Here is a 22,540-nt window from a genome sequence, read left to right as displayed (position 1 = left end):
CATCAGAAATGAAGGGTCAGTCGGAGATGAGTCCCTCGCGCAGCTGGGCCAGCGTGCGGGTGAGCAGGCGGGAGACGTGCATCTGGGAGATGCCGACCTCCTCGCCGATCTGCGACTGGGTCATGTTGGCGAAGAAGCGCAGCATGATGATCCGCCGCTCGCGGGGCGGGAGCTTGGCCAGCAGCGGCTTGAGCGACTCGCGGTACTCCACGCCCTCCAGCGCGCTGTCCTCGTAGCCGAGCCGGTCGGCGAGCGAGCCCTCGCCGCCGTCGTCCTCGGGGGCCGGGGAGTCCAGCGAGGAGGCGGTGTAGGCGTTGCCGACCGCGAGGCCGTCGACCACGTCCTCCTCGGACACGCCGAGCACCGAGGCGAGCTCCGCGACCGTCGGGGAGCGGTCCAGCTTCTGCGACAGTTCGTCGCTGGCCTTGGTCAGCGCCAGGCGCAGCTCCTGGAGCCGGCGCGGCACGCGCACCGACCAGGAGGTGTCCCGGAAGAACCGCTTGATCTCGCCGACGACGGTCGGCATCGCGAAGGTCGGGAACTCCACTCCGCGTTCGCAGTCGAACCGGTCGATCGCCTTGATCAGGCCGATGGTGCCGACCTGGACGATGTCCTCCATCGGCTCGTTGCGCGAGCGGAAGCGGGCGGCCGCGTAGCGCACGAGGGGGAGGTTGAGCTCGATCAGGGTGTCCCGGACGTAGGCACGCTCGGGGCTGTCCTCGTCGAGGGCGGCGAGCCGCAGGAACAGGGAGCGGGACAGCGTGCGGGTGTCGATGTCCCCGGTCACCGGAGGGGCCGCGGCCGGCTCCGTCGGCAGGGCGGGGGCCGGCACGGCCTCCAGGGCCGAGGCGTCATCGAGAACGTCGAGCGTCTCCGGCGCTGTCTCGCTCTTCGTGAGCGTGAGCACCTTCGAGCTGCCCTGGTCTGCGGACATGCCACCCCCTTTGGGTCGCGGGACGGTCGCGGCGGACGCTCCCACGAAGGAACGCAGCCTTCACCTGAATACCGGAGCCGAAGCCACGGCAAACGCTCTTCCGGCAGAATGTCACATGTCGGCAACACGCTGTAGTGACATGTCGACATGCGAGATGCGAAACGGCCCTGGAAACAAGGGGTCTGACGGGCTTTCGGGCCGAAAACACCGACATCCGCGCTGATGAGCGATTCGCTCGCGGCGGTGAGGGATCGATCCGGTATTCGGTTGTGCGCCGGTGGCGCGAACGGGTTGCTCGCCGGTCCGATTATGCGTCGATCCGGTTGGCCGAGCGCAGTCGCTGGAAGCTGCGGGCGAGCAGCCGGGAGACGTGCATCTGGGAGACGCCCAGCTCGGCGCTGATCTGCGACTGGGTGAGGTTGCTGTAGTAGCGCAGCAGCAGGATGCGCTGCTCGCGCTCGGGCAGCTGCACCAGCAGGTGCCGTACGAGATCGCGGTGCTCGACGCCGTCCAGGGCCGGGTCCTCGTAGCCGAGCCGGTCGAGCAGGCCGGGCAGCCCGTCGCCCTCCTGGGCGGCCTCCAGCGAGGTGGCGTGGTACGACCGTCCGGCCTCGATGCAGGACAGCACCTCCTCCTCGCTGATGCGCAGTCGCTCGGCGATCTCGGCGGTGGACGGGGAGCGCCCGAAGGCGGTGGTCAGGTCCTCGGTGGCGCTGTTGACCTGCACCCACAGCTCGTGCAGCCGGCGCGGGACGTGGACGGTGCGGACGTTGTCGCGGAAGTAGCGCTTGATCTCGCCGACGACCGTGGGCATGGCGAAGGTCGGGAACTGCACCCCGCGGTCCGGGTCGAACCGGTCGATGGCGTTGATCAGCCCGATGGTGCCGACCTGGACGACGTCCTCCATCGGTTCGTTGCGGGACCGGAAGCGGGCGGCGGCGTAGCGCACGAGCGGCAGGTTGGCCTCGATCAGCGCCCCTCGTACCCGGTTGTGCTCCGGCGTGCCCGGCGTGAGCTCCTTCAGCTGCGCGAAGAGCACCTGGGTGAGTGCCCGGGTGTCGGCGCCCCGGCTGCGTCGGGGTGCGGCGTCCTGGGGCGGTGCCTGAGGCGCAGTACTGGCCGGCACGGTCAACTCCACCTCGTCATCCGTCAACTCATCCGTCAAAAGCGGTCATAGCATCACAAGACATGTCCACTGTGTGCAAGCACCGCATATCTACGTGTTGGGGTAAGAGATGGGCCATAAGACGACTAAAACCCCGCACCCTTGGCGGGTGCGGGGCAGGCCGGCGCTCGGGCCGGGAGGCTCAGTACGCGTAGTCGGCGATCACCCACGTGGCGAACTCGCGCCACAGGGCCACGCCGGCCTGGTGCTCGGGGTGCTCGACGTAGCGGCGCAGCGCGTCGGCGTCGTCGAAGCCCGAGTTGATCGCGAAGTCGTAGGCGATGGGGCGGTCGCTGATGTTCCAGCCGAGCTCCCAGAAGCGGATCTCGTCGATCTTGCCGTCGAGCGCCTCGAAGGCCTCGACGCCCTTCACGACCCGCGGGTCGTCGCGCTCGACGCCCTCGTTGAGCTTGAAGAGAACCAGGTGGCGGATCATGGGGTACTCCCGGGGGTCAGCCCTTGCCTCCATTGGCGACCCATGTCATGAAGTCACCGATGGCCTTGGCGGCGTCCGATATGCCCTCGAACCCTATCTGGACGTAGTCCGCGGCCTTGGCCGGGTCCGTGATGATCACGTACAGCGCGAAGACCACGAGCGCATAGACGGCGATCTTCTTCGCGTTCACCGCCATCGCGGCCTCCCTGTCACGGACGTGCCTGGTGGGTCCCCTGTTGCCGGCCGTGAGTGTAACGACCAGTCGTATTTGAGGACCAACGGCCCACGCCGAGACGTTGCGTGAGACTCTGGCGGCGGGGGTGGTGGCATGGCCACGGTCGAGGACGTACGACGGCTCGCGCTTGCGCTGCCGCGCACCGAGGAGCATCTGATCCGGGACCGGGTGAAGTTCCGCATCGGGCGGATCGTCTACCTCGCCCTGTCGCGCGACGAGACCGTCCTCGGCTTCGCCTTCCCGAAGGAGGAGCGGGCGGCGCTGGTCGCCTCCCAGCCGGAGAAGTTCTCCCTCCCCCGCGCGTCCGACCTGCGGTTCAACTGGGCCGAGGCCCGGCTCGCCGCGCTCACGCCGGACGAACTGGCGGAACTGGTCACGGACGCCTGGCGGATGTGTGTCCCGGTGAGTGTGGCTCGGGGGCATCTCGGGGGGTGAGGGGGCTGGGACGCAGAACACCCCCCGTCCGCGTTGCCGCGGCGGGGGGTGTTGTCAGCGGTAGCGGAGGGATTTGAACCCTCGGTGACTTGCGCCACACTCGCTTTCGAGGCGAGCTCCTTCGGCCGCTCGGACACGCTACCGAGGGAGACCTTACAGCACGGGGGGCCGTGGACCGAAATCGATAGGCGGGGGGCCGCCGGGCGGCGGTCAGCGGGTGCGGAAGAAGTCCGTGAGCTGCTGCGCGCACTCCCGCGCCAGCACGCCCTCGATCACCTCGGGCCGGTGGTTGAGCCGGCGGTCGCGGACCACGTCCCACAGGGAGCCGGCCGCGCCCGCCTTGTCGTCCCGGGCGCCGTAGACCACCCGGTCCACCCGGGACTGGACGATCGCGCCCGCGCACATCGTGCACGGCTCCAGCGTCACGACGAGCGTGCAGCCGGTCAGCCGCCACTCGCCGAGCGCGCTCGCCGCCCGGCGGATCGCCACGACTTCCGCGTGCGCGGTCGGATCGCCGGTGATCTCGCGTTCGTTGTGCCCGGTCGCGAGCACGCTCGTGCCGTCGGGCGCCAGGACCAGCGCTCCGACGGGCACGTCACCGCCCCGGGCCGCCCGCGCCGCCTCGTCCAGGGCGAGCCGCATCGCGGGCCGCCAGCGGTCGCGTACCGGGTCCGGGGCCGGCGCGGTGTCGTGCGGGACGGTCAGCGGACCGCCTCCAGGATCTCGGAGGCGCCCAGCGCGTCGGCGATCTCCGACAGCGCGTCGCCCTCCAGGGCCAGCAGCTCCTTCGCGCTCACGCCCAGGTCGTCCAGGAGCGCGGAGTCGCCCACCGGGCCGTTCGGCACGGCCTCGGCGGTGCCGCCGTCCTCGTCACCGGCGGCGTCCTCGGGGTCGCCGTCCTCGGTGCCGTCCAGGTCGAGCGCGTCCAGGTCGGTGTCGTCCTCACCCGGCTCCCGGCCCAGCAGCTCGTCGGTGAGCAGCAGCTCGCCGTAGGAGCTGCGGGCGGCGACGGAGGCGTTCGAGACGAAGACCCGCGGGTCCTCCTCGCCGTCCACCCGGACGACGCCGAACCACGCGTCCTCCTGCTCGATCAGGACGAGCACCGTGTCCTCGTCGGGAGAGGCTTCCCGGGCCAGGTCGGCCAGATCCGACAGGGTCTCCACATCGTCGAGCTCTGTGTCGCTCGCTTCCCACCCGTCTTCGGTGCGCGCGAGCAGTGCGGTGAAGTACACCGTGACTCTCCCACTGGTCTTAGGCGTGCCGGTTGGGGGTCCCCCCGGCGGAGGTTACGGACGGGGAGAAGCTCGGGCTCCGAGCCCCACCCACTCGGAATCGTGGCAGAAACAAGGCGTTCAGGGGACGTCTTCGGCTCCCTGTGTCCGGCAGTTTTGCACGCGGGTCCGCGGGCACGTCCATCTGGACTCACCAGCACACTCGTTGCCGCCACCTGCGGATCGTACGCGGGTTTTCACATCTCCCACGCACGCCCACCCCGGCAACGCCCGCACGGCCCGCGGATCTTCCCGCCCATGGCCCCGCGTCCACGGGCGCCACGCGCTTCCGCGTCCACGGGGCACGGCGTGTCCGCGTCCGGCGGGTCACCGCGTCTCCCCGCGCCGCCGGTCTGCGCGTGTCCGCGTTCGCCGGTCTGCGCGTGTCCGCGCCTGCCGGTCTGCGCGTGTCTGGCTTTCACGGGTCACCGCGTGTCCCCGCGCGGCCGGTCTGCGCGTGTCCGTGTCCGCCGGTCGCCGCGTGTCCCGCGTCCGGCGGGTCACCAGCGGAACGTGCGCATACGCATCGCGTGCCGGAGCCGGGCCGCCTTGGCGCGGCGGGGCTGCACCCGGTCGCGCAGCTCGCGCGCCTCGGCCAGGTCGCGCAGGAACTGGGCGCGGCGGCGCCGCCGCTCCGCGTCGGTCTCCGGAACGTCCCGCTGCGGGGAGTCCCGTCGTGGGGAGTCCCGTTGCTGGGAATCCGGCTGCCGCGCGGAAGCGCGCTCGGGTATCTCGGGTTCTGACAGGTCAGCCATGTGGGAACACCACCCCCGGTCCGTCCCCACCACCTTCCCCCGGGCGGGCGGTCCGATGCCAGCAGCCGGAAGAAAACGATCCGCAAAGGCTCACGCAGCGTGCGGACGCCGGGTGCGGTGCGCCCGGTTACTGTTGTGGACATGCGTCTCCATGTCGTCGACCACCCCCTGGTCGCCCACAAGCTCACCACGCTGCGCGACCAGCGCACCGACTCCGCGACCTTCCGTCGGCTCGCCGACGAGCTGGTCACCCTGCTCGCCTACGAGGCGACCCGGGACGTGCGCACCGAGGCGGTCGACATCCAGACCCCCGTGGCCCGGACCACCGGCGTCAAGCTGGCCCGGCCGCGTCCGCTGGTGGTGCCGATCCTGCGGGCCGGGCTCGGCATGCTGGACGGCATGATGCGGCTGCTGCCGACGGCCGAGGTGGGCTTCCTCGGCATGATCCGCAACGAGGAGACGCTGGAGGCCTCCACGTACGCCACGCGGATGCCCGAGGACCTCTCCGGGCGCCAGGTGTACGTGCTGGACCCGATGCTGGCCACGGGCGGCACCCTGGTCGCCGCGATCCGCGAGCTGATCAAGCGCGGCGCGGACGACGTCACGGCCGTCGTGCTGCTGGCCGCGCCCGAGGGCGTCGAGATCATGGAGCGCGAACTGGCGGGCACGCCGGTCACGGTCGTCACCGCGGCGGTCGACGACCACCTCAACGAGCACGGCTACATCATCCCGGGCCTCGGCGACGCGGGCGACCGGCTCTACGGGGCGGCGGAGTAACACCGGAGCGCGCACCCCGGCGCGGGTGAGCAACCCCGGAACACGGCGCCCCGGCGCCGTTGGCACGGCGCCGGATCGGCGGAGCGCTCAGCAGCCCTTCTTCGGTGCCGTGGACGCCGGGGCCGTCAGCTTCTTCAGGGCCTGGTCGGCGGCCGGCTTGGCGTCCAGGGACTTGAAGGTGTTGCCGATGATCAGGTCGATCGCCGCGCCCTTGTGGGCGGCGTCGGTGCGGCGCTCGGCGCCGGCCAGCTGCGTGGCGAGGACCGGCAGCGAGGTGTTCAGCGAGGAGGCGGGGCCGAGCAGCACCGCGGTGCCGGGCACCTTCTTGTCGTAGTCCTTGCTCGCGTTGCCCACCTCGCCGATCCGGAAGCCGCGCTTCTTCAGCTCGTCGGCGGTCTGCTTGGCGAGCCCGCTGCGGGGCGTCGCGTTGAACACGTTGACGGTGATCGAGCCCGGGGCGGGCAGGGCGGCGGCCGCGGCGGACGACGGACCGGCCTTGGTCCGGCAGTCGCCCTTGGAGCCGGACGCCGTCGCTTTCTTGCCGCCGCCGGTGAAGACGTCGATGAGCTGCAGCGTGCCCCAGCCGATCACTCCGAGCACGGCGACGCAGGCGACGGTGAGGAACACCAGCCTGCCGCGGCGCCGGGGACGGCGCATGCGCGGGTACTTGTCCCCCGTGATCCGGTACTTGCCGCCCATGCCGGGGGGAGTCAGCATGCTCATGGGCGCAGCGTAGTGCGCCCGGGCGGCGATGCCTACTAGATGATCATTCGATCCGCCCAGGAGAACCCGAAAGGGCCACACCGTGACCGGACGGAGTCACTCCGTGGGGTCGGTGCCGCCCTCGGACGCCCGTCAGTCCGGCTGCGCCCCTGCCGTCAGTCCAGTTCCAGGACGCGTGCGTGCAGCACCTGGCGCTGCTGGAGCGCGGCCCGGACCGCGCGGTGCAGGCCGTCCTCCAGATACAGGTCGCCCTGCCACTTCACGACGTGCGCGAAGAGGTCGCCGTAGAACGTCGAGTCCTCGGCGAGCAGGGTCTCCAGGTCGAGCTGCTGCTTGGTGGTCACCAGCTGATCGAGGCGGACCGGGCGCGGCGCGACGTCCGCCCACTGCCGGGTGCTCTCCCGGCCGTGGTCGGGGTACGGCCGGCCGTTTCCGATGCGCTTGAAGATCACACGGAAAGCCTACCGGTCCTGGCGTTCGGGGCGCAGCCATGGAGACGGAGTGCGCCACCGGAAAAGATGTTGCAGAACAGGGTGAAACGGAAACGGGGGCCGCGCCCGGCCTCGGCGGCGGCGACCGGCTTCCTGTGGCCTCTTCCCCGGCCGGTTCGCCCGAAAGGGGTCGGCACGGCCCGGCGGAGGCGGCAGTCCACCCCCGCCGGGTGCGTCAGCGCTCCCGCTTCTGCTGCGGCGGGGTCTGCTCGGGTCGCGGGGTCCCGCCCCGCTCGGGCGTCCTGCGTGCGGCCTCGGCGCGCAGCAGGGCGCGCAGGACCGCGTAGGGGTCCGTGGGCATGGTCGTGCTCCTCGTGGTGTCGAACTGACGGACCGATGGCGGCCGGAAGCCGGGTTCGGTCAGCAGCGCAGCACCACGGAGCGCAGTGCGAGCAGGGCGGTGTACGGCGTCCGCACCCCCGCCCGCGGGACGGGGCCGGTGGCCCTGGCCGGCGCCGGCGCGTCCGGCAGGGGCGCGGGGCGCGGCGGTACGGCCGTGCGGTGCGCGCCCTGGACGGGCGGCCGTACGGCGGTGTCGGTCACGTCGTGCTCGGCGCTCGCGGTGGCGGCGGGGGTGGCCGGCGGAGCGTATGCCTCGCCGAACGCCTCACCGGGCACGAGCAGCGCGAGCAGCAGCACGAGCGCCCGCAGCCAGGTGTGGCTGCGGGGGAGGGCGCGTGCGGTGCGGCTCACGCAAGGACATCTGCCCGGGGCGTGCGGGCCGGCCCTCGCACCGGCCGCGAGATCCGCCCGCTCGGACTACACCCGTTGCGGCGAGCTTCCTTTACATCGGCGCGGGAGCGCACCGCGCGCGGGGGCGCACCCCGCGCTACTTCTTGCTCTTGGCCGCCTTCGCCGCCGCTTTCATCTCCTGCTTGTGGGCGCGGACCTTCGCCAGGGACTCCGGTCCGGTGATGTCGGCGACGGAGCGGAAGCACTGGGACTCGCCGTAGGAGCCGGCGGCCTCCTGCCAGCCGGCGGGGCGCACGCCGAACTGCTTGCCCAGCAGGGCGAGGAAGATCTGCGCCTTCTGCTTGCCGAAGCCGGGCAGTTCCTCCAGGCGGCGCAGGAGTTCGCGGCCGTCGTCGACGCCCTTCCAGACGAGCTCGGCGTTGCCGTCGTAGTGGTCGACGAGGTACTGGCACAGCTGCTGGATGCGTTTGGCCATGGAGCCCGGGTAGCGGTGGACGGCCGGCTTCTCGGACAGCACGGCGGCGAACGCGTCCGGGTCGGTGGCGGCGATGTCGTGGGCGTCCAGGTCGTCGGCGCCGAGGCGGTCCGCGATCGTGCGGGGGCCCTTGAACGCCCACTCCATCGGGATCTGCTGGTCCAGCAGCATCCCGACCAGCGCGGCGAGCGGCGACCGGCCGAGCAGCGCGTCGGCCTCGGCGTCCTGGGCGAGGTGCAGGGTGACGTCCATGTCTCGATGATCCCGCGCGGGGTGCGTGTCTGCGCGCCGAGGTGGCCGTTCGTCCGCGGGCCGGTGGGTGGCCGCTCGCGCAGTTCCCCGCGCCCCTCGGTGGGCTGCGGCGCCGTCGGCTCGCATGCCCCGTCGCCATGGCCCTTCCCACGGTTCGAGTACGATCCCCGGAACCGCCTACTTAGGTGAGGCTAACCTAAAGTCAAGAGGGGCCGGAGTGACGACCACCATCCACCGGGACGCCTGGGGCATCCCGCACCTGCGCGCCACCGGCGCCCTGGCGCTCGCGCGGGCCCAGGGCCTGGTCACCGCACGCGACCGGTCCTGGCAGCTGGAGGTCGAACGCCACCGCGCCCAGGGCACCTCGGCCGCCTTCCTCGGCCCCGCCTCGCTGGACTGGGACCGGTTCGCCCGGCGGGTCCGGCTCGCCGACACCGCCCGCCGCTGCTTCGCCGCGCTGGAGCAGCGGGACGCGGAGACCTCCGCCTGGGTACGCGCGTACGTCGACGGCGTCAACGAAGGCCTGCACCCCACCGGGGAGTTCCGGCAGGTGGGCCTCGCCCCCGGCCGCTGGGAGCCCTGGACCCCGCTCGCCGTGTGGCTGTCCACGCACATCCTGTTCGCCGGCTTCCCCGCCAAGCTGTGGCGCGAGGAGGTGGCACGGCACCTCGGCCCCGGCGCGGTCGAGCTGTTCGCCGCCGACGGCCCCGCCACCGCCGGCAGCAACGGCTGGCTGGTGAGCGGGGAGCGCACCACGACGGGGCAGCCGCTCATCGCCGGCGACCCGCACCGCTTCATCGAGGACCCCGGCGTCTACCAGCAGATCCGGCTGGCCTGCGACGAGTTCGACGTCGTCGGCCTCGCGGTGCCCGGCGTCCCCGGCATCGCCCACTTCGGCCACACCGGCACCGTCGCCTGGGCCATCACCAACGCCATGGCCGACTACCAGGACCTCTACCGCGAACGCCTGCGCCGCACCGGCGCCGGTGTCGAGGCACTCGGGCCGGACGGACGCTGGCACCGCGCCGCCCGCCACACCGAGCTGGTGCGGGTCGCGGGAGAGGAGAGCGTCGAGGTCGAGGTCATCGAGACCGCCCGGGGACCCGTCGTCGCCGGAGGACCCGAGGGCCTGGAGGACGGCACACCCCTCGCGCTGAGCCTGCGCCATCCGCCCCGGGTCACCCACGACCTCGGCTTCGGCGCCCTGCTGCCCCTGCTGCGGGCCCGCCGGGTCGCCGACGTGGACCGGGCGCTGGACGCCTGGGCCGAACCCGTCAACGTCGTGCACGCCGCCGACACCGAGGGCGGGCTGCTGCACCGGGTCGCCGGACGCGTGCCGGTGCGCGCCCGGGCCAACCGCACCCGGCTGGTTCCGGCCTGGGAGCCGGGCCACGAGTGGACCGGCTGGCACGAGATGCCCCGCGCCGGCCTCGACGACGGCGTCGCCGTCATGGCCAACCAGCGCGGCCTCGCGGCCGAGCTGGGCACGGAGTTCGCCCCGGACCATCGCGCCGAACGCATCCGCGCCCTGCTGTCCGGTCGGCGGGAGTGGTCCGCCGGCGACATGGCCGCCGTCCACATGGACACCCACCTCGCCTCCGCCGGGCCCCTGCTCGACGGTCTGGCCGCACTCGAAGGGCTCGGCCCGGACGCGGCCGCGCTGCGCGACCGGCTGCTGGGCTGGGACCGCCGGATGGACGCCGCAAGCCGGGACGCGGCGCTGTACGCGGCCGTGCGCGGCGCCCTCGTGCGGCGGTTCGCCGCGCAGGAGGCGTTCGCGGCCCTCACGTCCCCGCCCGCCTACCCGGAGGTCTTCCAGCCCTGGCTGGCCCTCACCCCGCGCATCGGTTTCGCACTCGAACACCTGCTGCGGGCACCGGACGTCTACGGCATCGACCGCGCCGCCCTGCTGCGCGCCGCCGTGGAGGAGGTCGCCGCCCGGCCGCCGGCCGGCACCTGGGGCGACACCCACCGCCTCGCCCCCTGGCGGGCGCTCACGGCAACGCCGTACGACGCACCGGGCCTGTCCGGCGACCACGACTGCGTGCTGTGCACCACCGCCGTGCCCGGCGTCACCGATCTCGCCGCGCGCGGACCGGCGGCCCGCTACGTCTGGGACCTGCACCGGCGCGACAACAGCCGCTGGGTGGTGCCCCTCGGCGCGGACGGCACCGCCGACGCGCCGCACCACCGCGACCAACTCCCCTTGTGGCTCAAGGGAGAACTCGTTCCCGTCGTCACCGACTGGGACCAGCTCACGAAGGAGAGCGATGTCTGACCTCCAGCACCGCGAGGCCGTGCACGAGCAGCGGATCGACGGCTTCGGCACCGTCCGCGTGCTGCCCCTCGACCCGCACGCCGACGCCGAGGTGATCCACCGCTGGGTCAGCGAGGAACGCGCCGTCTTCTGGGGCATGACGGGGCTGACGGTGACGCAGGTGGCCGAGATCTACGCCCACATGGAGACCCTGGACACCCATCACGCCTTCCTCGTCGCCAAGGACGGTGAGGCGGCCGCCCTCCTGCAGACCTACGAGCCCGAGGCCGACCGGGTCGGCGAGTGCTACCCCGTGCGGCCCGGCGACATCGGCGTCCACCTGCTGCTCGCCCCGGCCGGCCCCGCCGGTGCGCGCACCGGCTGGACCGCCCACCTGGTCTCGGCGATCACGGCCTATGTGCTGCGCGGCCTGGACCGGCAGCGGATCGTCGTCGACCCGGACGTGCGCAACGGCAAGGCGATCACCCGCTTCGAACGGCTGGGCTTCGAGATGGGACCGGTGGTCGTCCTGCCCGAGATCGACCTGCCGGACGTGTACCTGCCGCAGAAGCACGCCCAACTGGCCTTCCTGCACCGGGAGACCGTCCGCCCCGGCTAGCCGACGGCTGCGAGGAGACCGTCCGCTCGGGCCGGCCGTACGGGAGCCGGGTGACCGTCCGCCCCGGCCGTACGGGAGCCCGCTGAGCGATCCGCGTCTCGCGCGCGTACGTACTGCCGAGGGGAGTTCCGGGCGCCCGGGACATCCGGCGGCAAGCGGAGCGGACGGCGGCAGGGGAGCGGACCGCGTGGTCGACAGGCATGCGTGCGGACAACGACGGACAGGGCGCGCGGTGCTGCTGGGCGCCCTGCTGACCCTGCTCCTCCTCGGCGGCGCGGCGCCCGCCTGGGCGCACGCCGTCCTGCGCGGCACCGACCCCGCCGACGCCTCCGTTCTGACGACGGCCCCGGACCACCTCACCCTCACCTTCACCGAGTCCGTCGCCCTGCTCGACGACTCGGTCCGCGTCTTCGATCCCGGCAACCACCGGCTGCGCACCGGCGAGCCACAGCACGCGCCGGGCCGCTCCGACACCGTCCGCGTCACCCTGCCGGCCGGCCAGGGCCGGGGCACGTACACGGTGGCCTGGCGGGTGGTGTCCGCCGACAGCCACCCCGTCTCCGGCGCCTTCACCTACTCCGTCGGCGCCCCCACGCCCGCGCCGCCCGTCGCCGCCACGCAGCCGGAGAACACGGCCGTCGGCGGCCTTTACGACCTCGCCCGGTACGCCGCCTACCTGGGCGCCGCCCTGCTCATCGGCGGCGGGGTGTTCCGGGCGCTGGCACCGGGGGCGGCGCGCACCCCGACGGCGGTGGGGTGGACGACGCTGGCCGCCGCCACCGCCGTACTGCTGCTCCTGCGGGCGCCCTATGAGAGGGGTACGGGCCTGTCGACCGTGCTCGATCCCTCCGGCGCGGCCCGCACCCTGACCACCCGCCCGGGGATCGCCCTGGTGGCCCGGCTGGGCCTGCTGGCGGCGGCCGGTGTGCTGGTGCGGCGCCGGGCGTGGGGCCGAAGGGCGCGGGCGGCGGGCGCGGCACTGGCCTTCGGCCTGGCCCTGACCTGGGCGGTCGCCGAGCACGCCGCCGCCGGGATCCAGGTGCCCGTCGCGATGGCCGCCGCGTTGCTGCACCTGCTGGCGGCGGCCGTGTGGCTCGGGGGCCTGGTCACCCTGCTGTGCACGTCCGACGTGCCGGTGGCCGCCGTCACCCGTTTCTCCCGGCTCGCCCTCGGCTGCGTCACCGTCCTGGCGCTCACCGGCGTCTACCAGTCCTGGCGCGGCCTCGGCTCCCTCGACGCGCTCACCGGCACGGGGTACGGCCGTCTGCTGCTGCTCAAGCTGGCCGCGGTGACGCTGCTGCTGACGGCCGCCGCCGGGGCCCGGCATCTCACCGGGCGGCTGCGGACAGGGGCGGAGGCCGGCGCCGTACGGGAGCGGCTGCCCGCGATGGCCGGGGGACCGGAGCCGCACACGAACGGGACGGCCGCCGGCGGCGACCCGGACCCGGCGCTCTCCCCGCGGCCCGACCGCCGGCTGCTCCGCCGGGCCGTCCTCGTTGAGACGGCCCTCGGCGCGCTCGTCCTGCTGATCTCGACCGTCCTCGCCGGGACCCTCCCCGGGCGGGCCGCCGCCGAGGCGGCCAAGACGCAGCCGGTCGCCGCGCCCGGGCTGCCCACGGCCTCGGTCACCGACGTGCCGTTCGACGTCGGCACCCCGGGCGGCCGCGGGAAGGTGCAGGTCACGCTGGACCCGGGGCGGGCCGGCGACACCTCCGTGCAGGCGGTGGTCTACGGCCCCGACGGCGGCCTGGCGACCGTGCCCGAACTGCGGGTGTCCTTCACCCTGCCGGCGCAGCGGATCGGGCCGATCGACGCCCGTGTCACCGACCGGGGCGGCTACTGGGCTGCCGACCGCGTCACCCTCCCCCTGCCCGGCACCTGGACGATGAAGGTGACGGTGCGGGTGTCGGAGACCGACCAGGTCAGCGAGGTGCGGCAGGTCGTCCTCGCGCGCTGACCGGCGCACCGGCACAGCCGCGCGGGCCCCACGCCAATGGGGTGAAGGTCAGCCGATCGGATGACCCCCCGTTCCCGGACCCGGGGCGACAATGAAGTTGTTTGCCCAGTTCAGCGGCGTACCGGGGAGGTGAGCGCGTCATGGGTACGACGGCCACGGCCGCGCCCCGTCCGGAGGGCGACGACGACACCCGCACCCTCGCCGTGATCATGCACACGGCGTTCTTCGTGCTGCTCGGCGCCTCGCTCGCCCGCTTCCTGCTCCGCCACCCGGGCGAGCCGCGCACCCCCTGGGTGGTGGCGCTGTCCCTGTTCCTGGCGCTGCTCTACGTCCTCGGCCCCGCCCTCGGCGCCCGCCTCACCGCACGCCGGCTGGCCTGGCTCACGGCCGTGGTCGCGACCTGGGCGGTGCTGGTGACGCTCGCCCCGAGCTTCGCCTGGTGCGCGGTCCCCCTCTTCTACACCGGGCTGCGCACCCTGCCGGCCCGCGCCGCGATCGTCCTCGTCGGCGGGCTCACCGCGCTCGCCGTGACCGCCCAGGCGCAGCTGGCGGGCTGGCCCGACCCGAACGTGCTGCTCGCCCCGCCGGCCGTGGCCGCCGTCGCCACGGCCGTGTTCGTCGTCATGGAGCGCCAGGCCCGCCGCCAGCGCGAGCTGATCGACGACCTGATCCGCACCCGGCGCGAACTGGCCGCCACCGAACGCCGCGAGGGCACCCTCGCCGAACGCGAACGCCTCGCCCGCGAGATCCACGACACCCTCGCCCAGGGCCTGTCCAGTCAGCGCATGCTGCTCCAGGCCGCCGACCGGCTCTGGGACAGCGACCCGGGCACGGCCCGCACCCACGTCCGTACGGCCGCCTCCATCGCCGAGCGCGACCTCGCCGAGGCCCGCCGCTTCGTGCACGACCTGGCCCCGGCCGACCTCGCCGAGGGCGGCGGGCTGCTCAAGGCGCTGCGCGCGGTGGCCGAGCGCGCGGCCACCGCCGACCTGACGGTCCGCGTGCACGCCGAGGGCAGCCCGGCGCATCCGCTGCCCGCCCTGGTCGAGTCGGCCCTGCTGCGCATCGCCCAGGGCGCCCTCGCCAACGTCCGCGAACACGCCGGCGCCCGCACCGCGACGCTGACCCTGACCTGCCTGGACGACGAGATCGTCCTGGACGTCGCCGACGACGGCCGCGGCTTCGACGCCTCGGCGAACGAGGCACGGCCCGCCACTTCCGTGCGCGGCCACGGACTGCCGGCGATCCGGGCCCGCCTGCGGCAGCTGGGCGGCACCCTCACCATCGAGTCGGCACCGGGCGAGGGCACGGTGCTGTCGGCCGCGATCCCCCTGGAGCCGCCCGTATGAGCACCGTCGTCCGAGTCCTGGTCTGCGACGACCACGCCGTGGTCCGCGCCGGGCTGCTCGCCCTGCTGGGCAGCGCCCCCGACATCGAGGTGATCGGGGAGGCCGGTAGCGGCGAGGAGGCGCTCGCGCTGACCCGCAAGCTGCGCCCGGACGTGGTCCTGATGGACCTCCAGCTCGGCGAGGGCATCGACGGCGTCGAGACCACCCGCCGGCTGGTCGCCGAGCGGGACGCCCCGTACGTCCTCGTCCTCACCACCTACGACACCGACGCCGACATCACCCGGGCGATCGAGGCCGGCGCCACCGGCTACCTGCTCAAGGCCGAGCGGCCCGAGGAGCTGTTCGCCGCGATCCACTCCGCCGCCCGGGGCCGCACCACCCTGTCCGCCCCCGTCGCCGGGCGCGTCATGGCCCATCTGCGCAACCCCGCCCCCGCCCTGACCCCCCGGGAACGGGACATCCTCACCCACCTCTCCCGCGGCCTCGGCAACCGGGACATCGCCCGCGAGCTCCACATCAGCGAGGCCACGGTCAAGACCCATCTGCGCCGCATCTACGACAAGCTCGGCGTCGACACCCGCTCGGGCGCGGTGGCGGTGGCGAAGGAGCGACGGCTGGTGCCCTGAGCGGGCCGGAAGCAAGGCATCGGGCTCACCGCAGGCGGCGCGCACTGACCTCCTGGTCGAGTCGCCAGCCGAGTCCGCCGTCGGTGGACCGTTCGTTGCGCCAGTGGAAGGTGTCGGAGGTGATGTCGGTGAACGTCCAGCGGACGAGGTCGCCGTCCACGGCGCGCTCCATCACGATGTCGTCGTCGATCTGGCGGGCGTACATGTGCACCGGATCGCCGTGGGCGGTCCCGTGGAAGGTGAACCGCCACAGCTGCAGGCGCGGGTCCCAGATGCGCACGCACAGACCGCACTCCTGGTCCGGGGCGCGACCTGCGGCGGGGAGTTCCTCGCGCCCGGGCCATTGCCAGACGTCCAGGACCGCCCTGCCCTCCAGGGCGTAACCGAACTCCCATTCACCGCTGACGCTGTGGGCCGGTGAGCCGTCGGCGGGGTAGTAGGTGATCCGGGTCGCCCAGTGCCCGGTCAGCCGGCCGAACTGCTCCATCTCGGCGGCGTAAAGGGGGCTGGGCCCGTCGGCGAGCAACGTCTTCATGCGTGCGTCTCCACGGTCGCGAGGGGAGCCAGGGCGGAGGCGAGACAGTCGACGAGGGGAGCGGCGTACGCACCGTCCGGGTCGAGTTCCGGATCGTAGATGGCGACGTCGAGCCCCACCAGCCGGCCGGTGCCGGCCAGGGTCGAGACGAGTTCGGCGAGTTGCGGGAAGTCCAGGCCGGGCCGGCCAGGGGAGTCCACGGCGGGCAGGACGCGTTCGTCGAGTACGTCGAGGTCGAGGTGGAGCCAGACGCGGTCCAGTTCGCGCTCTGCCAGGCGGCGGGCGACCCGCTCCGTCACGCGGGCGACACCGGTCTGCTGGAGCTCCCGGGCGGTGAACCGGGTCACCGGGGGTGCTTCCCCTTCCTCCCGGTCGCCGATCTGGACCACGTCCTCGTCGGCGACCAGCCCTCGGCCCACCTCGGGCCAGTGGGTCAGCAGCAGCTCGCCCCGGCCGGTGGCCAGGGCCAGGTCCATTCCGGCCGCCGCGCCGAGGGACGAGCCGGCGTCCCAGTTGCCGGGGTGGCGGAAGTCGTTGTGCCCGTCGAGGTGGACCAGTCCGCAGCGTCCGTGGCGCCGGGCCCCCAGCAGACAGCCCAGCAGGATGCTGCAGTCGCCGCCCAGGACGACGGGGAACCGGGTGGCGGCGAGGGCGTCCCGGACCGCCTCGCCGAGCCGCAGCGTGTGCTCGCGCAGGGTCACCCCGTTGCGGATGCGGGTCGCAGGCTGTGGGTCGAACGCGTAGCGGGGACGGTCGAGCTCCACCACCCGGGCCGGCCGCAGACGCTCTTCCAGCCCCGCGGACAGCAGTGCGTGCGGCGCCCGCCAGGTTCCGGGCTCCCGGCCCGGCGCGGGCGGCCGCAAGCCGATGTTCCAGGGGGCCGCGATGACTTCGACGGCAGTGGCCATGGGCGTCTCCTACGCGACCTGAAGCCGATCCAACCGGATAACATCAGTACACCGGTTGGACAGACGGAGGCAAGCAGAAAGGCGGTCAGCCGTGGCGGGAACCGTCCAGCCCCACACCTTCAGGCCCCGCGACCTGGTCGGCGGGCATGTCGTCATCGACCTGGTCAACACCGTGACCGCACGCGACACGGAGCCGGTCGACTGGCTCGACGGCTACCCGCGCCTGCTGGAATGGGCCGCCCTCACCGGGCACTTCGCCCCTGCCGACCTCACGGCCCTGCGACGGCTGGCCGACACCGAGCCCGACGCGGCCGAGCAGTCCCTGGACCGCGTCCGCGAGCTGCGCGAGGCCCTGCACGATGTGCTCACGGCACTGATCCACCACGAGGCACCCGCTCCCGAGGAGGCGGTCGACCGGATCGGGAGTCACTGGAAGCGAGCGGCCGCCCATGCCCGCCTCACCGTCCGCGGGGACACGCCGCGAGTCGAGGTCGGCGTCGGGACGTCGGGGCTCGACTACCTCCAGCACGAGATCGCCCTGCAGGCGCTCGACCTGCTGCGTGCCCTGCCACGGGAACGCACCCGTGTCTGCTTGGGTCCGCGATGCGGCTGGGTGTTCATCGACAGCTCCCGGGGCGGCCGTCGCCGCTGGTGCTCGATGGCCACCTGCGGGAACTCCGCCAAGGGCCGGACCCACTACCAACGCAGACGAGCCCAGGGCGCGGGGCCGGACGGGCCTTGAGGGCGCTGCCGGAGGGCCACGGGTCCGGCCTCGCACGAGTCGGGCCTTCGTTCGTCCTGACGGGCGCAGGAGGTGGAGCTCAATCGGGCGTGTGCGCGTCGGCCTCGGCCGCCGCCCGCTCGGCGGTCTCGGCGATCAGGGCGGCCGCGCGCGCGGCACGTCCGGTCGCGTGCCAGTCGCCGACGCGCTCGACGGTCTGGCCGGGGGGTAAGTCGCCGAGCTGACCCGGGCGGGCCGTCGCGTCCTCGGTCACAGTCCGCAGGAACCGCGGTCGAGGTGGAACCAGCGGGCGTTGGCCCACCGGCACAGCCGGATACCGACGCTGACGCCGACCAGGGTGACCAGGGCGGGCAGGTATCCGCCGGCGACCTGCACGATCGGGATGGCCGGGCAGCCACCGGAGATCGCCCAGCCGGTGCCGAACAGCACCGCGCCGGGGATCACACCGGCGTGGATGCGCCCCGGGGTGCGGCGGACCCGCAGCAGGGCGAACGCGCACACGATGATCGCGACGGCGCCGGCGAAGGAGAGGAGCATGCGCAGGTCCTGGAAGGTGAACATGCGGTTGAGCTCGGTGTAGTCGCCGAAGCCGATGTTGGAGACGGTGAAGCCGAGAGTCAGTCCGGTGATGATGTTGGCCACCAGGACCGCACCGCGCGTACGCATCAGATCACCTTCCACAGCAGGAACGACACGGCGACGGCGGTGCCGAAGAACACGGCGGTCGCGACGAGGCTGACCGGACGCAGACGGCCGCAGCCGTTGAGTCCGTGACCGGAGCTGCACCCACCGGCCAGCCGCGTGCCGAACCCGACCAGCACGCCTCCGACGAACAGCAGGACGAGCATGGTGACCGGATCGGCCGTGACCAGGTCCCGGAACCCGGGGCCCATGTCGAACCGGAGGCGGAACCGCCCGGAGGCGACCGCGGCGATCAGTCCGCCGAGGAAGATCGACACCAGCAGGGCGGCCTGGGTGACCAGCGGGGCCGGGCCCGGTCCGGTGACCGGGGTGCCGTCCGCGCTCACCACCGGTTCGACGTCCGCCACGGCCGGCTGTGACGTCCCGTACGAGGCCGGCGGCACGGTGGGCGCGGCGGGGCCGGTGCCGAAGTGCTGGGCCGCCGCCGGGGCGGTGGCGAAGTGCGCTGCGTTCGCCGGGCCGGTGCCGAGGTGTTCAGCGTTCGCCGGGGCGGTGCCGAAGTGCTCCGCCGTCGCCGCGGCGAGGGCGTCGGCCAGAGCGCGCTCGTCGGTGAACTCCTCGTCCATCCGCTCCAGCCGGCGCTCCCTGCGCCAGTGCAGCACGCGATCCCACGCGGACGAGACCCCGAAGGAACGGTCCGTGGTGAGGGCGTAGTTGATGGTGATCAGAGCGAGCCCGGCAGCGCCGGCCCACCAGGGCCAGTAGCCACTCATGCGGGGCCTCCCATCCATTCGGTGAATCGGGCCCACCAGCCGCGCTTGCCGCCGCTCCCCCGCCGCGCGCGTCGGGACGGGCGTTCCGCGGGCTGGGGAAACTGCGTGGATGACGACGGCCGGTGATGCGAGACCGGGATCGTCGGAGACGCCGGCCCCAACCCGGCCGCGGGTTGCGAAGCCTCGGGCACCGGTGCCGACGGGTGGGGCGGCTGGGCCGGTGTCGGCCCTTGCCAGGAACCGCCCGTCGGTGCCCAGGGATCGTGCCGTGGCGGCGGCGCCTGCCCGGCTCCCTGCTGCGGTTGGGCGCGGCTGGGCCGGTCGGCGTCTTCGAGGTGCCGCGCCCGGGCCCCGTTGGGCAGCAGGCTGATCGGCACCCGCTCACCGGTGAGTGACATCTGGTAGCGCGCGCAGCCGCGCCACTGGTCCTCGCTGTCGCAGTAGTAGTCGCGCCACCCCTGCAAGCTCTCCCTGAGAAGGGGGAAAAGGGGGCACCCTACGGCGTGCGAGCAACTCACGTTGCTCCCTTCCGACCGGCGCACACCACCCGTCCGGTGAGGGCGGTTGCCGTTCTCGGTCTGTCGCCCTCGCCGCGCCCGGGCCGACGATCTCAAAATGACGCGGAGACGGCCTGTCACAATGTGGAGGAGCGCCTCCATTTCCCGGCCGGGCGCGATGGAACCACTGTTTCGGTATTCCGGGCAAACTCAGGGCGATTGCGGATCGTGGTCGCTCGATGCCGTCGGGTGAGACGCGCCATGCCGAACTTGAGCCCTATGCCCCTTGCGTCCGGATCTGTGCGCCCCATGGCGGGCCCTCTGAGAGCCGGACGCCCCCTCCTGGCCGACTCCTTCATCGACGAGAGTCGATCATTTGTGGAGACAATGCGGATACGGACATCCGTTGTGGCGGAACGGTGAAATTCGGCTGTGACGAAACTGTTGATATTACTGGTCCGTAAATGAGGGGTCGGCGTCAAGGGAGCGAATCATGTGCCAGCGTGCTGTTTGCGGGTCATGCCGGAAAGTGACTTACGAGGGCTGCGGACAGCATGTGGAGCAGGTGCTCTCCGGCGTGCCGGCGGATCAGCGGTGCCGGTGCGAGCCGGGGCCGGTGTCGGTGCCTGCGCCTGCGCCGGTGCCGATGTCGGTGCCGGCCCGGTCGGTCGGGAGGGGCGGCTGGTGGGCCCGGCTCACCGCCTGGATGAAAAGCCCGGCCTGAAACAGGGGGCGGTCGCGGCCCTCGCCGACGCGCGCCTGTGACTGGGCTCACACTCAGCCAGGCGCGCGGTGAGCCTGGCCAGGCGCTGGGCGGGCCGGACAAACGCCAGAGGGCCGGGCCGCTTTCGCGGTCCGGCCCTCTGGGCTGGCGGAGGATACGAGATTCGAACTCGTGAGGGGTTGCCCCCAACACGCTTTCCAAGCGTGCGCCCTAGGCCTCTAGGCGAATCCTCCGCCGGAAACATTACATGACCGAGGGGAGTGCTCGCGAACTCGTTCCCCCTGGCCCGCATCGGGTAGGCTGTGCGCAGCCCCTCACGCGGCGCTATCTGACTGAACTCCCCCAGGGCCGGAAGGCAGCAAGGGTAGGTCGGCTCTGGCGGGTGCGTGGGGGGCGCTTGCGTGTGTGCGACGGGGCCGCGGCGCCTGGTGCCCGGGGTGTCCTTCGTCGCCTCTTCCGGCTGCCCGGATTGTCAGTGGGCGCCTATAACCTCGTAAGCGTGTCGTCTCTCGCGCTGTACCGCCGCTATCGCCCGGAGTCCTTCGCCGAGGTCATCGGGCAGGAGCATGTCACCGACCCGCTGCAGCAGGCGCTGCGGAACAACCGGGTCAATCACGCGTACCTGTTCAGCGGGCCCCGCGGATGCGGCAAGACGACCAGCGCGCGCATCCTCGCCCGCTGCCTGAACTGTGAGCAGGGTCCCACCCCGACGCCGTGCGGCGAGTGCCAGTCCTGTCTCGACCTGGCCAGGAACGGGCCGGGTTCGATCGACGTCATCGAGATCGACGCAGCTTCCCACGGTGGTGTGGACGACGCCCGTGACCTGCGTGAGAAGGCGTTCTTCGGGCCCGCCCGCAGCCGGTACAAGATCTACATCATCGACGAGGCCCACATGGTCACGTCGGCCGGCTTCAACGCGCTGCTGAAGGTCGTCGAGGAGCCGCCGGAGCATCTGAAGTTCATCTTCGCGACCACCGAGCCCGAGAAGGTCATCGGCACCATCCGGTCGCGGACCCACCACTACCCCTTCCGGCTCGTGCCCCCGGGGACCCTGCGCGACTACCTCGGCGAGGTCTGCCAGAAGGAGAACATCCCCGTCGAGGACGGCGTCCTGCCGCTCGTCGTGCGCGCCGGCGCCGGCTCCGTGCGTGACTCGATGTCCGTCATGGACCAGCTGCTCGCCGGCGCCGGCGAGGACGGTGTGACCTACGCCATGGCCACCTCCCTCCTCGGCTACACCGACGGCTCGCTGCTCGACTCCGTCGTGGAGTCCTTCGCCTCCGGTGACGGCGCCGCCGCCTTCGAGGTCGTCGACCGCGTCATCGAGGGCGGCAACGACCCCCGGCGGTTCGTCGCCGACCTGCTGGAGCGGCTGCGCGACCTCGTCATCCTCGCCGCCGTGCCCGACGCCGCCGAGAAGGGGCTGATCGACGCCCCGGCCGACGTCATCGAGCGGATGCAGGCCCAGGCGCGCTCCTTCGGCGCCGCCGATCTCAGCCGCGCCGCCGACCTCGTCAACGAGGGCCTCACGGAGATGCGCGGCGCCACCTCGCCCCGTCTCCAGCTCGAACTGATCTGCGCCCGCGTCCTGCTCCCGGCCGCCTACGGCGACGAGCGGTCCGTGATGGCCCGGCTCGACCGCATCGAGCGCGGCGTGAACTTCTCCGCCGGCGCGGGGATGCCCGCCATGGGGTACGTCCCCGGGCCCGAGGCGCACGGGGGTGCCATGCCCCACGCGGGCGGCCCGGGCGCCGTTCCCGCCGGTCCGGCGGGTGGGGGCGCCGGTGCGCCCGTTCCCGCCGGTGGCGGGGCTGCCGCGGCGCGCGCGGCGGTCCGCTCCTCGGGCGCGGGCGCGGGCGCGGGTGCGCCCGGTGCCGGGGCGCCCGTCGGCGGTCCGGGCCCGGGCCCCGGTGCCGGGGTGCCGGTGCCGGCCGCTCCGCCGGCCTCCCCGGCCGTACCGGCCGCCGCGCCCGGTGGTGCCGGGCAGCAGGGCGGAGGCCGGCCGGCGACCGAGGCCGCCGCCCCTGCCGCCCAGCACGCCGCCCCCGCCGCCCAGCACGGCGATTCCGCCGCCGTCTCCCCGGCTGCCGACGCGCCGGCCGCCACCCCGTCCCCCGCTGCTCCTGCCCCGGGCGCCTGGCCCACGGCCGCCCCGGCCGGAGGTGGCCGCAGGCCCGGTGGCTGGCCCACCGCTGCCCCGGCGGGCGGCGGTACCCGCCCCACGGCGACCGCCGGTCCCGGCGGCCCGGGCCCCGCGGCTGCTCCCGCC

General features: G+C 73.3%; 26 protein-coding genes, 2 tRNA genes and 1 other RNA gene. 10 read left to right on the top strand and 19 right to left on the bottom strand.

Annotated elements, in window-relative coordinates; genetic code table 11:
* Nucleotides 1-16: 16 nt before the first annotated feature.
* From C3489_RS28740 to C3489_RS28725, 4 genes are all read right to left on the bottom strand, one after another.
* Nucleotides 17-934 carry an RNA polymerase sigma factor SigF gene (locus tag C3489_RS28740; RefSeq protein WP_103784999.1) on the bottom strand — a complete coding sequence of 306 codons (918 nt, stop codon included), beginning with the start codon at nucleotides 932-934 and terminating at the stop codon, nucleotides 17-19.
* 307 nt (nucleotides 935-1,241) lie between these two features.
* Entirely contained in the window at nucleotides 1,242-2,060 is an 819-nt protein-coding gene (locus C3489_RS28735) for an RNA polymerase sigma factor SigF (protein WP_258054997.1), read from the bottom strand.
* A 181-nt stretch (nucleotides 2,061-2,241) separates the two neighbouring features.
* Complete coding sequence (locus tag C3489_RS28730; RefSeq protein WP_103784997.1) at nucleotides 2,242-2,535, bottom strand: Dabb family protein; 294 nt, start codon at nucleotides 2,533-2,535, stop codon at nucleotides 2,242-2,244.
* Nucleotides 2,536-2,551: 16 nt separating this feature from the next.
* Entirely contained in the window at nucleotides 2,552-2,731 is a 180-nt protein-coding gene (locus C3489_RS28725; protein ID WP_103784996.1) for a hypothetical protein, read from the bottom strand.
* 132 nt (nucleotides 2,732-2,863) lie between these two features.
* Between C3489_RS28725 and C3489_RS28720 the strand changes: the two genes are divergently transcribed.
* Entirely contained in the window at nucleotides 2,864-3,205 is a 342-nt protein-coding gene (locus tag C3489_RS28720; protein WP_103784995.1) for an MmcQ/YjbR family DNA-binding protein, read from the top strand.
* Between the two features lie 58 nt (nucleotides 3,206-3,263).
* Here the strand turns inward: C3489_RS28720 and C3489_RS28715 are convergent.
* From C3489_RS28715 to C3489_RS28700, 4 genes are all read right to left on the bottom strand, one after another.
* Nucleotides 3,264-3,348 (bottom strand) — tRNA-Ser (locus C3489_RS28715).
* A 67-nt stretch (nucleotides 3,349-3,415) separates the two neighbouring features.
* Nucleotides 3,416-3,847: a tRNA adenosine(34) deaminase TadA gene (gene tadA / locus C3489_RS28710; RefSeq protein ID WP_103784994.1), complete on the bottom strand. Its 432-nt coding sequence runs from the start codon at nucleotides 3,845-3,847 to the stop codon at nucleotides 3,416-3,418.
* Between the two features lie 59 nt (nucleotides 3,848-3,906).
* Nucleotides 3,907-4,437, bottom strand: coding sequence for a hypothetical protein (locus C3489_RS28705; protein ID WP_103784993.1), 531 nt, complete (start codon nucleotides 4,435-4,437; stop codon nucleotides 3,907-3,909).
* A gap of 539 nt (nucleotides 4,438-4,976) precedes the next feature.
* Nucleotides 4,977-5,231, bottom strand: coding sequence for a hypothetical protein (locus tag C3489_RS28700; protein ID WP_258054995.1), 255 nt, complete (start codon nucleotides 5,229-5,231; stop codon nucleotides 4,977-4,979).
* A 141-nt stretch (nucleotides 5,232-5,372) separates the two neighbouring features.
* Here C3489_RS28700 and upp point away from each other — a divergent pair, with 141 nt between their 5' ends.
* Nucleotides 5,373-6,008, top strand: a complete 636-nt coding sequence (gene upp, locus C3489_RS28695; RefSeq protein ID WP_103785015.1) for a uracil phosphoribosyltransferase — start codon at nucleotides 5,373-5,375, stop codon at nucleotides 6,006-6,008.
* A gap of 87 nt (nucleotides 6,009-6,095) precedes the next feature.
* Here the strand turns inward: upp and C3489_RS28690 are convergent, their stop codons facing one another.
* From C3489_RS28690 to C3489_RS28675, 5 genes are all read right to left on the bottom strand, one after another.
* Nucleotides 6,096-6,707, bottom strand: coding sequence for a LytR C-terminal domain-containing protein (locus C3489_RS28690; RefSeq protein ID WP_103784992.1), 612 nt, complete (start codon nucleotides 6,705-6,707; stop codon nucleotides 6,096-6,098).
* A gap of 179 nt (nucleotides 6,708-6,886) precedes the next feature.
* Nucleotides 6,887-7,183 (bottom strand): type II toxin-antitoxin system VapB family antitoxin, encoded by a 297-nt coding sequence (locus C3489_RS28685; protein ID WP_004943146.1) that lies wholly within the window; start codon nucleotides 7,181-7,183, stop codon nucleotides 6,887-6,889.
* Between the two features lie 214 nt (nucleotides 7,184-7,397).
* The gene (locus C3489_RS39600) at nucleotides 7,398-7,523 is read right to left on the bottom strand and encodes a hypothetical protein (RefSeq protein WP_258054994.1); all 126 of its coding nucleotides are present in this window, start codon (nucleotides 7,521-7,523) and stop codon (nucleotides 7,398-7,400) included.
* Nucleotides 7,524-7,582: 59 nt separating this feature from the next.
* Nucleotides 7,583-7,915 carry a hypothetical protein gene (locus tag C3489_RS28680; protein ID WP_181139893.1) on the bottom strand — a complete coding sequence of 111 codons (333 nt, stop codon included), beginning with the start codon at nucleotides 7,913-7,915 and terminating at the stop codon, nucleotides 7,583-7,585.
* Between the two features lie 136 nt (nucleotides 7,916-8,051).
* On the bottom strand, nucleotides 8,052-8,642 hold the full coding sequence (locus tag C3489_RS28675; protein WP_103784991.1) for an HhH-GPD-type base excision DNA repair protein: 591 nt from the start codon (nucleotides 8,640-8,642) through the stop codon (nucleotides 8,052-8,054).
* A gap of 217 nt (nucleotides 8,643-8,859) precedes the next feature.
* Here C3489_RS28675 and C3489_RS28670 point away from each other — a divergent pair, with 217 nt between their 5' ends.
* The 5 genes from C3489_RS28670 to C3489_RS28650 all read left to right on the top strand — a co-directional run bounded on the left by C3489_RS28670 (nucleotide 8,860) and on the right by C3489_RS28650 (nucleotide 15,450).
* Nucleotides 8,860-10,920, top strand: a complete 2,061-nt coding sequence (locus C3489_RS28670; protein WP_103784990.1) for a penicillin acylase family protein — start codon at nucleotides 8,860-8,862, stop codon at nucleotides 10,918-10,920.
* Complete coding sequence (locus C3489_RS28665; RefSeq protein WP_103784989.1) at nucleotides 10,913-11,518, top strand: GNAT family N-acetyltransferase; 606 nt, start codon at nucleotides 10,913-10,915, stop codon at nucleotides 11,516-11,518. The genes C3489_RS28670 and C3489_RS28665 overlap by 8 nt, the downstream gene beginning before the upstream one ends.
* A 232-nt stretch (nucleotides 11,519-11,750) precedes the next feature.
* The gene (locus C3489_RS28660) at nucleotides 11,751-13,475 is read left to right on the top strand and encodes a copper resistance CopC/CopD family protein (RefSeq protein ID WP_103784988.1); all 1,725 of its coding nucleotides are present in this window, start codon (nucleotides 11,751-11,753) and stop codon (nucleotides 13,473-13,475) included.
* Nucleotides 13,476-13,615: 140 nt separating this feature from the next.
* Complete coding sequence (locus C3489_RS28655; RefSeq protein WP_103784987.1) at nucleotides 13,616-14,824, top strand: sensor histidine kinase; 1,209 nt, start codon at nucleotides 13,616-13,618, stop codon at nucleotides 14,822-14,824.
* Nucleotides 14,821-15,450: a response regulator transcription factor gene (locus C3489_RS28650; RefSeq protein WP_103784986.1), complete on the top strand. Its 630-nt coding sequence runs from the start codon at nucleotides 14,821-14,823 to the stop codon at nucleotides 15,448-15,450. The genes C3489_RS28655 and C3489_RS28650 overlap by 4 nt, the downstream gene beginning before the upstream one ends.
* 25 nt (nucleotides 15,451-15,475) lie before the next feature.
* Here C3489_RS28650 and C3489_RS28645 read toward each other — a convergent pair whose 3' ends face one another.
* Both C3489_RS28645 and C3489_RS28640 read right to left on the bottom strand, forming a co-directional pair.
* Nucleotides 15,476-15,985 (bottom strand): hypothetical protein, encoded by a 510-nt coding sequence (locus tag C3489_RS28645; RefSeq protein ID WP_103784985.1) that lies wholly within the window; start codon nucleotides 15,983-15,985, stop codon nucleotides 15,476-15,478.
* Nucleotides 15,982-16,893 carry an arginase family protein gene (locus C3489_RS28640; RefSeq protein WP_103784984.1) on the bottom strand — a complete coding sequence of 304 codons (912 nt, stop codon included), beginning with the start codon at nucleotides 16,891-16,893 and terminating at the stop codon, nucleotides 15,982-15,984. Before C3489_RS28640 ends, C3489_RS28645 begins: the two co-directional genes overlap by 4 nt.
* A 91-nt stretch (nucleotides 16,894-16,984) precedes the next feature.
* Between C3489_RS28640 and C3489_RS28635 the strand changes: the two genes are divergently transcribed.
* Nucleotides 16,985-17,635, top strand: coding sequence for a CGNR zinc finger domain-containing protein (locus C3489_RS28635; protein WP_103784983.1), 651 nt, complete (start codon nucleotides 16,985-16,987; stop codon nucleotides 17,633-17,635).
* Nucleotides 17,636-17,714: 79 nt separating this feature from the next.
* Here the strand turns inward: C3489_RS28635 and C3489_RS38850 are convergent, their stop codons facing one another.
* From C3489_RS38850 to C3489_RS28615, 4 genes are all read right to left on the bottom strand, one after another.
* Nucleotides 17,715-17,888 carry a hypothetical protein gene (locus C3489_RS38850; protein WP_181139892.1) on the bottom strand — a complete coding sequence of 58 codons (174 nt, stop codon included), beginning with the start codon at nucleotides 17,886-17,888 and terminating at the stop codon, nucleotides 17,715-17,717.
* Nucleotides 17,885-18,301, bottom strand: coding sequence for a YeeE/YedE thiosulfate transporter family protein (locus C3489_RS28630; protein ID WP_103784982.1), 417 nt, complete (start codon nucleotides 18,299-18,301; stop codon nucleotides 17,885-17,887). The genes C3489_RS38850 and C3489_RS28630 overlap by 4 nt, the downstream gene beginning before the upstream one ends.
* On the bottom strand, nucleotides 18,301-19,050 hold the full coding sequence (locus C3489_RS28625) for a YeeE/YedE family protein (protein WP_103784981.1): 750 nt from the start codon (nucleotides 19,048-19,050) through the stop codon (nucleotides 18,301-18,303). The genes C3489_RS28630 and C3489_RS28625 overlap by 1 nt, the downstream gene beginning before the upstream one ends.
* 1,366 nt (nucleotides 19,051-20,416) lie before the next feature.
* Nucleotides 20,417-20,504: transfer RNA gene (locus C3489_RS28615), tRNA-Ser, on the bottom strand.
* A gap of 72 nt (nucleotides 20,505-20,576) precedes the next feature.
* Here C3489_RS28615 and ffs point away from each other — a divergent pair.
* Nucleotides 20,577-20,675, top strand: an RNA gene (ffs, locus tag C3489_RS28610) — signal recognition particle sRNA small type.
* A 95-nt stretch (nucleotides 20,676-20,770) separates the two neighbouring features.
* A partial coding sequence (locus C3489_RS28605) for a DNA polymerase III subunit gamma and tau (protein ID WP_103784979.1) occupies nucleotides 20,771-22,540 on the top strand: 1,770 nt, incomplete at its 3' end.

Origin of the sequence: Streptomyces sp. Ru71 (assembly GCF_002920535.1) — a bacterium.
Classification (GTDB): domain Bacteria; phylum Actinomycetota; class Actinomycetes; order Streptomycetales; family Streptomycetaceae; genus Streptomyces.
This window is presented reverse-complemented; position numbering and strand designations above follow the sequence as displayed.